A 12,651-nucleotide genomic window follows, 5' to 3' on the forward strand; every position below is an offset into this window, starting at 1 on the left:
CGTCAGATATGTGTGACCCGGCGCAGGAACTCCTGGGCCCTCTCGGTCGACGGGCTGGCGAAGAAGTCATCGGGCGCGGCGCTCTCCACGACGCGCCCGGCGTCCATGAACACGACCCGGTCGGCCACCTTGCGCGCGAAACCCATCTCGTGCGTGACCACGACCATGGTCATCCCGCTGCCGGCCAGGTCGACCATGACCTCCAGGACCTCCTGGATCATTTCCGGGTCCAGGGCGCTGGTCGGCTCGTCGAACAGCATGATCGCGGGGTCCATGGCCAGGGCGCGGGCGATCGCCACCCGCTGCTGCTGCCCGCCGGAGAGCTGCGTGGGCAGGCTGTCGGCCTTCTCCGGTATGCCGACCCGTTCCAGCAGTGCCATCGCCCGGCGGCGGGCCGCGTCCTTGGGAAGCTTCTTCACCCTGACGGGGGCGAGCATGATGTTCTGTGCCACCGTCATGTGCGGGTACAGGTTGAAGTGCTGGAAGACGAAGCCCACTCCGCTGCGCAGCTCGTTCAGGTTCGTGGCCCTGTCGTGTGGATCGCAGCCGTTGACCACGATCGTGCCGCCGGAGACGTCCTCCAGGGCGTTGATGCAGCGCAGCAGCGTGCTCTTGCCCGAACCCGACGGGCCGAGCAGGACCACCACCTCTCCTTCGGTGACCGACAGGTCGATGCCGTTCAGCACCGCGAGGTCGCCGTACGACTTCCGTACGCCGGTGAACTCAATGATCGGCATCCGGCTCCAGCCCTCCGTGCGTGTCGTGTCCGGTAGGTCCGGGCATGCCCCAGGTCAGCAGCCGCTCGACGATGGGGGCTGTCTCTTCGGTGAGGAAGCGGCCGGCCTCGTCCAGCAGCCGATCCATGTGGGCGCGCATCGCCTCCTCCGCCGCGTCCGGCCGGCCCACGCCGATCGCGTCGGCGATCCGCTGGTGCTCGACGACCGTGACCTCGCCGGAGCGGTGCGAGTCGAGCACGACGTCCAGGGCCGCCTCCAGACGGTCCAGCGCCGGATCGAGAACGACGTCGAGCATGGCCTTGACGATGGGATTGCGGGTGCACCTGGCCACCCGGCGATGGAAGGTCAGCGCGATGTCGCGCGGCACCTCGTGCACGTCGGCGTAGTGCCTGCCGTGCCGCTCGACCAGCAGGGTGAGCGCCTGCGCCGAGGACCTGTGGTCCTGACAGAGCGCCGCCTCCCTGGCCGCCTCCGGCTCCACCGTCCGCCGTGCGCGCAGCAGGTCGATCAGTCCTTCCGACGTACGTACCTGCGTGCCTTCCAGGAACCGCGTGGCGGTGGTCCGCCCGCGCAACACGACGGCGACGTGCTGGCGGCCGGCCGAGGTGAGCATCCTGCCCTTGGTTCCCGCGGCCACGGTGAGCCCGCGCCGGTCCAGCAGCCGCAGCCGCCGGGCGACGGTGGCCTCGCTGATGTCCAGGCCGGTGCCCTGCTTGAGCACCTGCAGCACCTGCCGCGCGCCCAACGGCTCCGGCGCTCCTGCGAGCACCTCGAGGATGGCGTCAGCCGAGCGTTCCTCCACCTTCACCACACCACTCCCACCGGCGCACTGCTAACCTGTCCGTTAAGACCGTTTTGCGACTATTTGCCGTGTTGGGACATCAGTCAAATCTGACGGACGTCCGTCATGGGTTACAGGAATGGCACTTTTCGGTAAAGGTCGGGTTACGTCGTGAGCTCCGAATGACCGCCGCGAACGGCCCGTCGCCTACAACGGTCGCATCAGATCGAGATCCTCGCCCCAGGCGTCCAGCACCTCGCCGTGCCCGGCCCGCCGCGCCGCCGCCTCTACCTGCGCGAAGAGGCGCCGCTGCACGAGTACGTCGCCCGTCGCCGAGATGCGGTGCACGGCGTCCAGCACCATGTCGGTGTCCCAGCCGGGCAGCGGCTCCCGGCGGAGTTCCCACTCCAGGTACTTGTTGTAGGGGCGGGGACGGCAGTCCATGGCGAAGAGCAGTTCCAGCAGGAACCGCACGCTGTCGGCGGCGTCGAGGCGGGCGGCGAGGAAACGTCCGTCGCGGTCGTTCTTGACCGAGCGGTAAAGGGAGTTGGCATAGGCGTCGAGCCATTCGCCGCAGTCGCGGAACGCCTCGCCGGCGCCGAGCCGCGCCTTGGCCGCCAGGATGCGGGCGATGTCGCCGTCGAGCCGGTCGAGCACGACCGTGGCGCGGGCGAGGGCGTAGCGCTCGAACCCGGGCATGCCCTCCGCGCGGAACTCGGCGAGAGAGACGATGACGAGGTCCAGTTCGGGGGTGCGGTGACCGGTGAACCGGGTGAGGTCCGTCGTGGCGCCGTCGGCGAGGACGACGTACAGGTCGTGGTCGGAGTGCTCGGTCACCATCCCGTCGTGGGCGTGGGAGCCCTTGAGCACGAGCCCGACGACGGCGGGATCGGCGGCGGCGAGTTCGACGAACGCCTGGTAGCTCATGGACATCGTGGCCTCGATGATACGGGTGCGGGAGTGCGAGGACCGCTACCGGAACCGTACGCGAGTAATCCGGTTCCTCACCCTGAGTGAAGGCTCCGGAAATCATTTATCGCAGCCCGCGCAATGCCGTTTGGGCGGAAAGCATTCGCATGGTGATCGTGCGTGATGGTTTCGGCCGTCACGAATCGCCGGTCGAGTGAAAGTTTCACCGGTTCACAAACCATCCTGACCTGGTGACATGCCATTGTCCGCGAACCGCGTGACGACATCGGGAAAATCCCACTGATACGAAAGCGTCCGGCCGACGAATACCGGGCGCGCGTTCAGGGAGACATGACCAACGGCGACGTCACGGGGAGAATTCATCATGGGCGGCAACCTCTTCGGCATGCTCAAAATCCGGGTCGACGACAACGCGAGGAGGGTGGTGGACGCCTGTGTCGGCGAGATCGCCGGTTTCCAGGCGATCGAGTCCCGGGCGCGGGCGTCGATGATGGAGTTCGCGGTCGTCGTACGGCAGCGCACGGCCGAGCTGGCCGCCTCCGGCGAGCCGCTGCTGGAGACTGACCTGGCCTTCATCGAGTCGGTCGGCGAGCAGCGCGGCACGCAGGGCGTGGCGCCGGGCTGCCAGCGCGGCGCGCTGGCGCTGCACGCGGCGTTCACCATGCGGGAGATCTCCGAGGCGGCCGGGCCCGGCGACCTGACCGAGACGATGCGCATGCTCGACTGGCTGGCCCGGCAGGGCGCGCAGGCGCAGGCGGCGTACACCCGGGGCTACTTCAGAGGGTACGAGCGGTTCCTGCCGACGGCCTCGCGCGTCCACCTGCTGGCCACCATGGTGCTGCACGACGACCCCATGGCCGGCGAGCTGGCCGTCAGCCTGGGGGTTCCGGTGACCGAGCACTACCTGGTCACGGTGGTCCGGGTGGCGACGGAGCCGCCGAAGACATGCAGGGAGGAGGTCGTGTGCACCCTGCTGCAGCGGCACCGCATGCCGTTCGGGTGGCAGGAACCGGACGAGTTCGTGGCGCTCGTGCCGTATCACGGGACACGGCCGGAGCAGCGGGCGGCGGCGGAGAGGTCGGGGCTGGAGCTGGCGCAGGCGGTCGCGGAGATCGTGGGGCGGCCGTGCTCGGTGGGCGCCGCCCATGGACGCCGCCGTGCGCTCGTCCAGGCGGCCGCGCTGGCGCGGAAGGTCAGCAGGGTGGCGCCGATCGAGCGCGTGCCGCGCAGGTCGTACGGGGTGGCCGACGTGTTCGCGGAGCTGGGCGCGGTGGAGACCCCGCAGGTGGACCAGTGGTTACGGGAGACGGCGAAGCGGCTCGGCGACGGCCCGGAGCTGGTGTCCACGCTGGACGCCTACTACCGCAACGACATGAACCGCCTGCGTACGGCCGAATCCCTGCACATCCATCCGCGCACCCTCGACTACCGGCTGCGGCGGGTGCGGGAGCTGGTGGGGATCGAGCCGGGCTCGACGCACGGCGTACGGGTGCTGAGCACGACCGTCACCCGGATGCTGGCGGGCGCCTGGACCGAGCACGGCCTGGTCTGATCCCCGGCCTTTGACATCAGTGACAAGCGTCCGCCGGTCGCCACGGCGGAGATTCGCGTGATGTGACGATGCCCGGCGCCGCCGGGGTCGGCGAAGGTGTCACTGACAAGGCACGGCCGGCCGCCAGGAAACCCAGCGAGAGGTCCGACACATGGTCGTACATGCGAGAAGAACGCTCATCGGCGTGCTGGCCGCGATCGCGGCGCTGCTGTTCTCCGTCGCGCTGCACACGGGTTCGGCCACCGCGGCGCCCGAACGCGGGTTCACCGACGAGTCGACCGCGGTGCTCCCGGAGGTCAAGGACGGCAGGGCCTCGCTGGACGCCACGTACTCGTGCTCCCGCAGTGTGCCGATCCCGGCGTACTTCGTCGACATCGACTGCTCGGTGTACAGCGGCGCGATCAGGGTCGTGGTGACCTGCAGCGACGGCTACTGGTTCGCCAGCCCGATCATCTTCGCGGGCTACCGGTTCACCGGGCGGGGCACGTGCGGCCCGCCGTGGACCGTACGGACCACGGACGTCGAGACGGTGTTCTGACCGGATCCCCGGCCGCCCGGGACCACCGGGTGGCCGGGGATCACCCCTCCGGGTAGAAGAGGAACAACGTGCAGCCCGTCGTCGACTGCGGGACGTGCGAGGAGCCCGCGGGGGCGTGGATGAAGGAGCCGGCCGGATAGTCGCGGTCGCCGTCGTTGAAGACGCCGGAGACCACGTAGACCTCCTCGGGGCCGGGTTCGTGCACGTCGATCCCCTGCCAGCGGGCTCCTGGGTCGATCTCCACCACGCAGGCCTTCGCGCCGTTGTCCCCTTGCCACAACATGCGCGCCCGGATGCCCGGGAAGAGGTCGGTCACCGGGGCGTCCTCGACGGAGGACCACACGTACGCGGAGATGCTCTGTTCTGTCGTCATGGTGCCAGCGTGGCGGCCGGTCGGGGCCCCCGACGAGTGTCAGGAATGACATCATCAGGTACTTTCGTGCCATGCATCGGGTGACCGCGCTGATCCGCCCGCCGCAGTCGACGTTCGAGCTCGGCTGCGCGGCCCAGGTGTTCGGGATCGACCGGCCGGGGCTTCCTCTCCGCTACACCTTCACCGTGTGCACGGAACAGCCGGGCCCGGTCGCCACGTACGCCGGCTACGACATGCTCGTGACCGACGGCCTCGACGGGCTCGACCGCGCGGACACGGTGATCGTCCCCGGCTGGCTGCCCGCCACCGACCCGCCCTCGCCGGCGGTCGTCCAGGCGCTGCAGCAGGCCCACGCCCGGGGCACTCGGGTGGTCAGCATCTGCTCCGGTGCGTTCGCGCTGGCCCACGCCGGGCTGCTGGACGGGCGGCGGGCGACCACGCACTGGGCCCTGGCGGACGAGCTGGCCGCGCGGTTCCCGCACGTGCGGATCGACCCGGACGTGCTGTACGTCGACCACGGCGACGTGGCGACCAGCGCCGGCGCCGGGGCCGGCATCGACCTGTGCATGCACCTGGTACGCGGCGACCAGGGCGCCGCGTACGCGGCGCACATCGCGCGGACCATGGTCATGCCGCCCCACCGCGAGGGCGGGCAACTGCAGTATTCCGCGCCGTCGCACCCCGCGCAGATCGACGGCACGCTCGCGCCGCTGCTGGAGTGGGTCATCGGGCGGCTCGGCGAAGCGGTGACCGTCGAGAGCATGGCCGCGCACGCGGGCCTCTCACCGCGCACGCTCACCCGCCGGTTCGTCGACCAGCTCGGCACCAGCCCGGGGCAGTGGCTGCTGGCCCAGCGGATCGCCACGGCCAGGGACCTGCTGGAGTCGTCGGACCTGCCGTTGGACGCGGTCGCCCGCCGCGTCGGCCTTTCCTCGGCCACCAACCTCCGCAGGCGTTTCCTCAACGCCCTCGGCACGACACCAGGCGCCTACCGGCGGGCGTTCCGGGCCCGTCCACGGTGACGGCGCTATTTTCTCCCGCCGGATTTCACGATGAGCCGTTGCGGGCCGTTGACGGTGTTGGCGCTGCCGCGCAGTGAATTGTTGGACCGGTACGAGTCGATCATGTTGGAGAAGTTGCCACTGTTGATCGACCGGCCCTTGCTCCAGTAGTTTCCCGTTTTCCGGGCATTGCCTCGGGGCCGCGGTTTTCCGGATTCCGCGACAACATATGAGGATTGCGCCTGTTTCGCGGCCTGCGCCGGCGCCGCGGTGACGCCGGCCACCAGTCCGCAACCGGCGATGACCAGTACGGTGGTGCGCAGCAGATGGTCCATGTTCCTCGGATTCCGCTCGTGTCGCGGCGACCGTGCCGTCATCGGCGTACGGAGTGGTTCTGGGCTCCGTTGGCCGCGTTACCGCTGCTCGTCGCGTTGTTGCTGTCGGTGGAGCCGTTACCGTTCGCGAAGTTGCCGCTGTTGATGGGATCGCCTTCGCTGTGGTAGTTCCCGCTGTTGGTGGAGTTACCGCTGTTTTCGGCGCCGTTGACGCACTTCGTGGGAGAGTGGGAGGAAGGGGAGTTGTAGTTGACCAGCCGGTTGCCGCAGAAAAGGCCGGGAACCATGGTGATGATCGTGCCCAGGTCGGCGCCGGTCAGCCGGGCGAGTTGGGAAGGCGGCCGTGTTTCCGCCGCCGCATCGGCGGCGCCCGCCAGCATGATGCCGCAACCTGCCAGAACGGCCGCCGCCGACCGCATCACTTTTCTTGCCAGAGATCGCACTACGCCTCCGATTTCAGGGTGCCGGACCAATTACGGCCGCCGCCGAGCGTAGGGACGCCTGCAAAGCGCGGCAACAATGCCGGCGCCTCGCCGGAACTTCCATGAAAGCCGCCCACCCAATGTTTACCGTCGACGGGGAGACGCAGATCACATCACACTTCGCCGGACGGCGGTGGTCGCCATGATGAACACCGTCAACCGCCTCAACGTCATCGTCCGCCAGCCCGACGGCGGCTACGAGCCCGGCAAGTGGGGGTAGTCACGTCCGTTCGGCGCCCGCCGCGAGCAGCTTCTGAGCCAGCTCGCGGCAGCGCCCGCCGAGCTCGGGAGGGTCGAGCACCTCGAAGTCGTGCCCCAGCAGGAGCACGTGCACGAGCACGAGGTCGAGGTTCGCGCCGCCGCTGAGCACCTCACACCGCTCGGCGCCGTGCGGCCGCACCACGGCCGCCGACGCCGACACCTGCGCGCGCACCGTGCCGGCCGGGGCGTGCACGAGGAAACGTGCCTGGCGCGGATAGACGCGGCTGGCCACGCTCTCCTGCACGTACGCCGCCGCGTCGGGCGCCGCGCGCGGGCGGAAGCGCCAGGTCCGTGCCGTCACGCCGGTCATCCGGTCGACGCGGAAGCTGCGCCAGCCGTCGCGGTCGAGGTCGTAGGCGAGGAGATACCAGCGCAGGTCTGAGGCGACCAGACGGTACGGCTCGACCCGCCGCCGTCGCAGCTCGTCGCCCGACGGGTAGTCGAAGCCGGCCTCGACCTCGTCGCGGCAGGCCCTGGCCAGCGTCATGAGCACCTCGGGGTCGACCGGCGTGCGTCCCCTGCCGAACGACTCGACCGAGCCGGAGAGCGCGCGTATCTCGTGCCGCAGCCGCGTGGGCAGCACCTGGTCGAGCTTGGTCATCGCCCGGAGCGCGGCGTCGCCGGCTCCGGCGAGCGCTCCGCCCGCGCCGGCGAGCAGCGAAACCGCGGTGGCGATGGCCTCGTCGTCGTCGAGCAAGAGCGGCGGGAGGTCCTGCCCGCGACCTAGCGTGTAGCCGCCGCCGACGCCCTGGGTGGCGTGCACCGGGTAACCGAGCGTACGCAGCCGCTCGACGTCGCGGCGTACGGTGCGGGGCGTGACCCCAAGGCGGTCGGCGAGCTCGGGGCCGGTCCACACCTGGCGCTGCTGCAGCAGCCCGAGCAAGGTGAGCACCCGCTCGGTCGTGCCCCGCTCGTCGGGGCTCACCACGTCCATGGTGTCCCACCCTGCCAGATAGCGGACCGATTCTGTCCGCTAGAGGGGCGACAGTGACTCCATGGAAACACCAACACACGACTGGAACCGCTCGCTGCGCGAGCAGGCGGAGTGGCACTGGAATCACCACCTCCGGCCGAGGCTCGACGGCCTCACCGACGAGGAATATCTCTGGTCACCGGTGCCGGACGCCTGGAGCGTGCGGCCGCGCGGCACCTCGACGGCGCCCGTACAGGCCGGCGCGGGGGACCACACGATCGACTACGCCTTCCCCGAGCCGTCCCCCGCGCCCTTCACCACGATCGCCTGGCGGCTCGGCCACGTCATCGTCGGCGTGCTCGCCATGCGCAACGCGGCGCACTTCGACGCGCCGCCGGCGTCGTACGAGACCTGGGAGTACGCGGGCGACGCGGCCACCGCGCTCGACCAGTTGGAGACCCAGTTCGACGTCTGGCTGGCCGGGGTGCGCGCCCTCGGCGAGGCCGGGCTCCTGGTCCCGGTCGGCGAGAAGGAGCCCTACCCCGACGCGCCCATGGCGGATCTGGTCCTGCACATCCACCGTGAGCTGATCCATCACATGTCCGAGGTCTGCCTGCTGCGCGACCTCTACCTGCACACGAAAGCCGCGAACGGAGCAGCCCGATGAGCCGTGAGATCCAGGTCACCTTCGACGCCCACGACCCGAAAGCCCTGTCGACCTTCTGGCGGGACGCGCTTGGTTGGGTCCACCCCGGACCGCCCGGGGTTGACCTGCCCGAGGGCGCCGATCCGCTGGCCGCGTGGGAGGACTTCCTGGAGCGCGCCGGCGTGCCCGAGGACCAGCGCAACACGGCGTCGGCCCTCGAAGACCCGGACGGGCGGGGCCCACGCGTGTTCTTCCAGCAGGTGCCGGAGGACAAGGTGGCCAAGAACCGGGTGCACCTGGACATCCGCGCGGCTCCAGGGTTGGAGGGAGCCGCGCGGATGGCCGCGCTGGAAGCCGAGTGCGACCGGCTCGTCTCACTCGGAGCCAAGCGGGTACGCCGCCACGAACCCGACGATCTGATGAGCGCCGGGTTCATCGTGATGACCGACCCGGAAGGCAACGAGTTCTGCCTGGACTGACGCGCCCGGACAGGAACGGCGTCAGTCGAAGAGGGCCACCCCGAGCAGATCCACCAGGCGGTTCAGCTGCGGCCGCGCGTTGCGGATGACGGCTGAACCGCCTGCGGTGAAGGACTGCAGGGCTCGGACCGCCGACACGTCGGCGAAGGTAACGCCGCTGACGTCGATGATCAGATGATCGTCGATGTAGCGGGCCTCGGTCAGTGTGCGCAGGAGCTCTCCGCTGTTGCTGGAGTCGATCTCACCTATGAGGTTGATCACGGAAGGCCCGGCATTGATCGTGCAGGTGACCTGCAGGATGTGGTCCACGTACAACAGATGCTCCGGCGTGGGCGGAGGCGCTGACAACACCATGTCACCCTCATCGGCGCACGAGGTGTCGATTGTGGCGGTGTTTCTGTCTCGGCGCACGTGCCGAGCTGGGTTAATCGGGCGGCGCGATCCGTAAGCTGGGCGCGGCTTGACGGTGTGTCTCGCGTGCGACATCGCTTCCCCCCTGATCATGACGGGCTTGCGGGCCTGGGCGGCTCGACACCTCTACGGTAAACTAGTAAGAACAATACCGGAATACCTTTTCCTCAATCAAACTTCGCACAACGACGTGCGGGTCGGCGTATGCTGCTGGTCATCTCAACATCGGGAGGAGTCTCGCAGGCATGGACAACGATGGTGCACGTCGTGCAGGGTGGACATTCTTGACCAACCACGCCCGGGTGCTCCTGGCCATCGCCGTGGACCCTCGGATGCGCGTACGTGACATCGCCTCGTCGATCGGCATCACCGAGCGTGCCGCCCAGAGCATCGTGTCCGACCTGGAAGAGGCCGGCTATATCAAGCGCAACCGGGTGGGACGCCGCAACCACTACCGCATCGAACCCGGCGTGACCTTCCGTCACCACACCGAGGCCGACATGCCCGTGCAGATGCTGATCGACATCTTCACCCACCGCGAGATACCCGAAGGCGGTGCGAGCTCCCCCCTCCCATCGATGACCGAGGACCGCGGCCGGTCTGGCTAGCCGCTGGACACGACCGACGCCGATCTGTCACTATCTGACCCATGATCGTGAGAAAGGACGACGCCACCCGCATCCGGTGAGCGTCCACGTGCAGCGGGAAGCTGCCGCAATCCGCGAAACATGGCTGGGCAAGGCGTTGTCGACGCGCCCCGCCGGCCGTCCGGCCGCAGAGGCCGCCATCTCGGGCCTCTACCGCCTGATCGGCCTGCCCCCACCCCGATTCCACTGGGTCTCCTCGCCCGCGAAGGGCCTGGCCACCGTGCCACCGGGGACCCGCGCCTGGGAGAGCATCGACCGCCTCACCGAGTGGCCCGTGCCCAGGCGGCTGTCCGCGCTGGCGGCCACGCTGCGCCATGAGCTCGACGCACGGCTCAGGCCACGCGGGCGGCCGTTCGACCAGATCGTCCGCCGTACGACGTACTTCCCGCTCCAGCGCTCCGTCGCCAGCACCCTCGTCCCGCCGCTGAACGCGGCGCACGAGTCGCCGGTGCACCGGCGCACCTGGTACGACACGCTCTCCGTCGCCTGGATCGCCGAGTACGACGCCCTGCGCCGGGCCGCCGGCGCGGTCTTCACCGGCGAGCAGCGCCGGCTCCTCGCCCTGTGGACGGCCGCGACCACGTCGTGCGGCTGGTGGTGGCCGAGGGAGGACACGTGCGTGGTGTCCGAGCGGCCCGTCGCCCTGCACACCGAGGTGTGGGGTGAGAACGGGGAGGTCCGTCCGCACCGGGAGGACGGCCCCGCCGTGCGGTACGCCGACGGCTGGGACCTGCACGCCTGGCACGGCATGCCGGTGCCCGCCTGGGTGATCACCGATCCGAGCGTGCGGCGCATCGCCGACGAGCCGAACGTGGAGGTCAGGCGGTGCGCGATCGAGCACATGGGCTGGTCCGCGTACGTCGACCAGGCCGGGCTGCGGCTCGTCGCGACCGCACCAGACCCCGGCAATCCCGGCTGCGAGCTGCGGCTGTACGACATGCGAGCGGGAACGAGGGTGCTCCTCGCCGTCAACGGATCACAGGAGCGCGACGGCCACCGGCGCCGCTACGGTCTGACCGTGCCGGCCTTCGACGACCCGATCGCCGCCGCCGGCTGGACCTACGGGCTGTCCGCCGAGCACTACTCCCTTCTCCAGCGCAGAACCTGAGGTGATCATCATGACTGTCACTCTGGCCACTCTGACCCGGCGTACCGGCCTCACCGTGCTCGACCACCTCGAGCAGTCGGTCCGCATCCCCGTCGTCGACGGCCTCCAGGCCCAGGGCGACCTCATCGTCATCCCGCTCACGATGCTCGCCGGCTCCGTCCGGGCCGCGCTCCACACCGCGTGGCAGCCCGTGCCGCCGGCGGGCGTCGAACTGCTGCGCGGCGAGGCCGGCGGCAACCCGCACACACTCGTCGCCGACCCCGGCACGTGCCTGTGGACGACGCAGGTGGTCGATCCGGATCATCTGGCGATCGGCATGTTCGAGGCGCGGGCCACCGTCTACCTGCTGCATCCCGAACACGGAGGTACGGGCTGCGCGCCGGGCACGTACGTGGTGCGGCGCCAGCGCGAGCGCGAAGGCCCCAGGATGCGCCTGGTCGCCGACTGACCGTCAGGCGCGCAGGCCGTGGGCCTGGGCCAGCAGCTCGGCCGAGCGCATCCAGGCCTTCCTGTCGGGAGCGGAGAACGCGACGATCAGCTCGTCGGCCTGGGCGTGCTCGGCGAAGCGGGCGACGTAGGCCTCGACCTCCTCGGGGTCGCCGACGGCGGAGTATTTCGCCATCTGCACGAGCTGCTGCCCGGCCGGCGACTCCAGGATCATGTCGGCCTCCTCCTGCGTGAACGTGCGCCCCCGCCCGAGGAACCTGGTCACCCTGAGCCGCTTGGACTCCAGGAACTGCTCCTCGGCCTCCTCCTTCGTCTTGGCGGCGATCACGTTGAGCGCCGCGATGACGTACGGCCGGTCGAGCTGCGCGGACGGCTTGAAGTCGCGCCGGTAGACGGCCACGGCCTCCTCCAGCGCGGTGGGTGCGAAGTGCGAGGCGAACGCATACGGCAGCCCGAGCGCCGCCGCGAGCTGGGCCCCGAACAGGGAGGAGCCGAGGATGTAGAGCGGCACGTCGGTGCCCTTGCCCGGGGTGGCGTCGACGCCGGGAATGCGTGACTCGCCCGTCAGGTAGCCCTGCAGTTCGAGCACGTCCTGCGGGAACGAGTCTGCGGAGGCGGGGCTGCGGCGCAGGGCCCGCATGGTCTGCTGGTCGCTGCCGGGAGCCCGGCCGAGGCCGAGGTCGATGCGGCCGGGGTGGAGGGTCTCCAAGGTGCCGAACTGCTCGGCGATGGTCAGCGGCGCGTGGTTGGGGAGCATGACGCCGCCCGCGCCGAGGCGGATGGTGCTGGTGTGCGCGGCGACGTGAGCGATCAGCACGCTGGTCGCCGAGGAGGCGATGCTCGGCATGTTGTGGTGCTCGGCGTACCAGACGCGTCTGTAACCGAGCTCCTCCGCACGCTGGGCGAGGGCGACGCTGGCGGTGAAGCTGTCGCGCGCCGTCTCGCCCTCACCGATGTGGGCCAGATCAAGGATGGACAGCGGCAGAGCCATGAGTACGCGCCTTTCGAGG

General features: G+C 69.8%; 17 protein-coding genes. 8 read left to right on the forward strand and 9 right to left on the reverse strand.

The genetic code is table 11. The annotated features are described in order from the left end of the window. Nucleotides 1-2 precede the first annotated feature (2 nt). The 3 genes from GUY59_RS01435 to GUY59_RS01445 all read right to left on the reverse strand — a co-directional run bounded on the left by GUY59_RS01435 (nt 3) and on the right by GUY59_RS01445 (nt 2,451). The gene (locus tag GUY59_RS01435) at nt 3-737 is read right to left on the reverse strand and encodes an amino acid ABC transporter ATP-binding protein (RefSeq protein WP_171055362.1); all 735 of its coding nucleotides are present in this window, start codon (nt 735-737) and stop codon (nt 3-5) included. Beyond that, nucleotides 724-1,548: an FCD domain-containing protein gene (locus tag GUY59_RS01440; RefSeq protein ID WP_132328364.1), complete on the reverse strand. Its 825-nt coding sequence runs from the start codon at nt 1,546-1,548 to the stop codon at nt 724-726. The genes GUY59_RS01435 and GUY59_RS01440 overlap by 14 nt, the downstream gene beginning before the upstream one ends. A 177-nt stretch (nt 1,549-1,725) precedes the next feature. After that, nucleotides 1,726-2,451, reverse strand: a complete 726-nt coding sequence (locus GUY59_RS01445; RefSeq protein WP_138200633.1) for a hypothetical protein — start codon at nt 2,449-2,451, stop codon at nt 1,726-1,728. A 361-nt stretch (nt 2,452-2,812) separates the two neighbouring features. Here GUY59_RS01445 and GUY59_RS01450 point away from each other — a divergent pair, with 361 nt between their 5' ends. After that, nucleotides 2,813-4,000 carry a PucR family transcriptional regulator gene (locus GUY59_RS01450; protein ID WP_138200634.1) on the forward strand — a complete coding sequence of 396 codons (1,188 nt, stop codon included), beginning with the start codon at nt 2,813-2,815 and terminating at the stop codon, nt 3,998-4,000. Nucleotides 4,001-4,151: 151 nt separating this feature from the next. Next, nucleotides 4,152-4,538, forward strand: coding sequence for a hypothetical protein (locus GUY59_RS01455; protein ID WP_138200635.1), 387 nt, complete (start codon nt 4,152-4,154; stop codon nt 4,536-4,538). Nucleotides 4,539-4,578: 40 nt separating this feature from the next. Here the strand turns inward: GUY59_RS01455 and GUY59_RS01460 are convergent, their stop codons facing one another. After that, nucleotides 4,579-4,911, reverse strand: coding sequence for a cupin domain-containing protein (locus GUY59_RS01460; protein WP_138200636.1), 333 nt, complete (start codon nt 4,909-4,911; stop codon nt 4,579-4,581). Between the two features lie 71 nt (nt 4,912-4,982). Here GUY59_RS01460 and GUY59_RS01465 point away from each other — a divergent pair, with 71 nt between their 5' ends. Beyond that, nucleotides 4,983-5,933, forward strand: coding sequence for a helix-turn-helix domain-containing protein (locus tag GUY59_RS01465; RefSeq protein ID WP_138200637.1), 951 nt, complete (start codon nt 4,983-4,985; stop codon nt 5,931-5,933). A gap of 5 nt (nt 5,934-5,938) precedes the next feature. Here the strand turns inward: GUY59_RS01465 and GUY59_RS01470 are convergent, their stop codons facing one another. The 3 genes from GUY59_RS01470 to GUY59_RS01480 form a co-directional block, all read right to left on the reverse strand. After that, nucleotides 5,939-6,247 (reverse strand): hypothetical protein, encoded by a 309-nt coding sequence (locus tag GUY59_RS01470; RefSeq protein ID WP_138200638.1) that lies wholly within the window; start codon nt 6,245-6,247, stop codon nt 5,939-5,941. 38 nt (nt 6,248-6,285) lie between these two features. Next, entirely contained in the window at nt 6,286-6,666 is a 381-nt protein-coding gene (locus tag GUY59_RS01475) for a hypothetical protein (protein WP_201760387.1), read from the reverse strand. 283 nt (nt 6,667-6,949) lie between these two features. After that, nucleotides 6,950-7,924, reverse strand: a complete 975-nt coding sequence (locus GUY59_RS01480; protein WP_138200639.1) for a helix-turn-helix transcriptional regulator — start codon at nt 7,922-7,924, stop codon at nt 6,950-6,952. A 61-nt stretch (nt 7,925-7,985) separates the two neighbouring features. Between GUY59_RS01480 and GUY59_RS01485 the strand changes: the two genes are divergently transcribed. Continuing rightward, nucleotides 7,986-8,570, forward strand: a complete 585-nt coding sequence (locus GUY59_RS01485) for a DinB family protein (RefSeq protein WP_138200640.1) — start codon at nt 7,986-7,988, stop codon at nt 8,568-8,570. Continuing rightward, the gene (locus GUY59_RS01490; protein ID WP_138200641.1) at nt 8,567-9,028 is read left to right on the forward strand and encodes a VOC family protein; all 462 of its coding nucleotides are present in this window, start codon (nt 8,567-8,569) and stop codon (nt 9,026-9,028) included. The genes GUY59_RS01485 and GUY59_RS01490 overlap by 4 nt, the downstream gene beginning before the upstream one ends. Nucleotides 9,029-9,049: 21 nt before the next feature. Here the strand turns inward: GUY59_RS01490 and GUY59_RS01495 are convergent, their stop codons facing one another. Next, nucleotides 9,050-9,382 carry an STAS domain-containing protein gene (locus tag GUY59_RS01495; RefSeq protein WP_161714335.1) on the reverse strand — a complete coding sequence of 111 codons (333 nt, stop codon included), beginning with the start codon at nt 9,380-9,382 and terminating at the stop codon, nt 9,050-9,052. A 341-nt stretch (nt 9,383-9,723) separates the two neighbouring features. On the opposite strand from GUY59_RS01495, the gene GUY59_RS01500 reads away from it, so the two are divergent. From GUY59_RS01500 to GUY59_RS01510, 3 genes are all read left to right on the forward strand, one after another. Beyond that, nucleotides 9,724-10,047, forward strand: a complete 324-nt coding sequence (locus tag GUY59_RS01500; RefSeq protein ID WP_236666733.1) for a helix-turn-helix transcriptional regulator — start codon at nt 9,724-9,726, stop codon at nt 10,045-10,047. 76 nt (nt 10,048-10,123) lie between these two features. Further along, the gene (locus tag GUY59_RS01505; protein ID WP_138200644.1) at nt 10,124-11,194 is read left to right on the forward strand and encodes a DUF6745 domain-containing protein; all 1,071 of its coding nucleotides are present in this window, start codon (nt 10,124-10,126) and stop codon (nt 11,192-11,194) included. Nucleotides 11,195-11,204: 10 nt separating this feature from the next. Further along, nucleotides 11,205-11,642 (forward strand): hypothetical protein, encoded by a 438-nt coding sequence (locus GUY59_RS01510; protein ID WP_138200645.1) that lies wholly within the window; start codon nt 11,205-11,207, stop codon nt 11,640-11,642. 3 nt (nt 11,643-11,645) lie between these two features. Here GUY59_RS01510 and GUY59_RS01515 read toward each other — a convergent pair whose 3' ends face one another. Further along, nucleotides 11,646-12,632: an LLM class flavin-dependent oxidoreductase gene (locus tag GUY59_RS01515; protein ID WP_138200646.1), complete on the reverse strand. Its 987-nt coding sequence runs from the start codon at nt 12,630-12,632 to the stop codon at nt 11,646-11,648. Nucleotides 12,633-12,651 lie beyond the last annotated feature (19 nt).

Origin of the sequence: Nonomuraea sp. K271, assembly GCF_009908215.1 — a bacterium.
Classification (GTDB): Bacteria; Actinomycetota; Actinomycetes; order Streptosporangiales; family Streptosporangiaceae; genus Nonomuraea; species Nonomuraea longispora.

Excerpts from the sequence above, each read along its gene's own strand:
- GUY59_RS01435 (WP_171055362.1), bottom strand. The coding sequence starts at position 737 with ATGCCGATCATTGAGTTCACCGGCGTACGGAAGTCGTACGGCGACCTC.
- GUY59_RS01445 (WP_138200633.1), bottom strand. The coding sequence starts at position 2,451 with ATGTCCATGAGCTACCAGGCGTTCGTCGAACTCGCCGCCGCCGATCCC.
- GUY59_RS01450 (WP_138200634.1), top strand. The coding sequence starts at position 2,813 with ATGGGCGGCAACCTCTTCGGCATGCTCAAAATCCGGGTCGACGACAAC.
- GUY59_RS01455 (WP_138200635.1), top strand. The coding sequence starts at position 4,152 with ATGGTCGTACATGCGAGAAGAACGCTCATCGGCGTGCTGGCCGCGATC.
- GUY59_RS01460 (WP_138200636.1), bottom strand. The coding sequence starts at position 4,911 with ATGACGACAGAACAGAGCATCTCCGCGTACGTGTGGTCCTCCGTCGAG.
- GUY59_RS01465 (WP_138200637.1), top strand. The coding sequence starts at position 4,983 with ATGCATCGGGTGACCGCGCTGATCCGCCCGCCGCAGTCGACGTTCGAG.
- GUY59_RS01470 (WP_138200638.1), bottom strand. The coding sequence starts at position 6,247 with ATGGACCATCTGCTGCGCACCACCGTACTGGTCATCGCCGGTTGCGGA.
- GUY59_RS01475 (WP_201760387.1), bottom strand. The coding sequence starts at position 6,666 with ATGCGGTCGGCGGCGGCCGTTCTGGCAGGTTGCGGCATCATGCTGGCG.
- GUY59_RS01480 (WP_138200639.1), bottom strand. The coding sequence starts at position 7,924 with ATGGACGTGGTGAGCCCCGACGAGCGGGGCACGACCGAGCGGGTGCTC.
- GUY59_RS01485 (WP_138200640.1), top strand. The coding sequence starts at position 7,986 with ATGGAAACACCAACACACGACTGGAACCGCTCGCTGCGCGAGCAGGCG.
- GUY59_RS01490 (WP_138200641.1), top strand. The coding sequence starts at position 8,567 with ATGAGCCGTGAGATCCAGGTCACCTTCGACGCCCACGACCCGAAAGCC.
- GUY59_RS01495 (WP_161714335.1), bottom strand. The coding sequence starts at position 9,382 with ATGGTGTTGTCAGCGCCTCCGCCCACGCCGGAGCATCTGTTGTACGTG.
- GUY59_RS01510 (WP_138200645.1), top strand. The coding sequence starts at position 11,205 with ATGACTGTCACTCTGGCCACTCTGACCCGGCGTACCGGCCTCACCGTG.
- GUY59_RS01515 (WP_138200646.1), bottom strand. The coding sequence starts at position 12,632 with ATGGCTCTGCCGCTGTCCATCCTTGATCTGGCCCACATCGGTGAGGGC.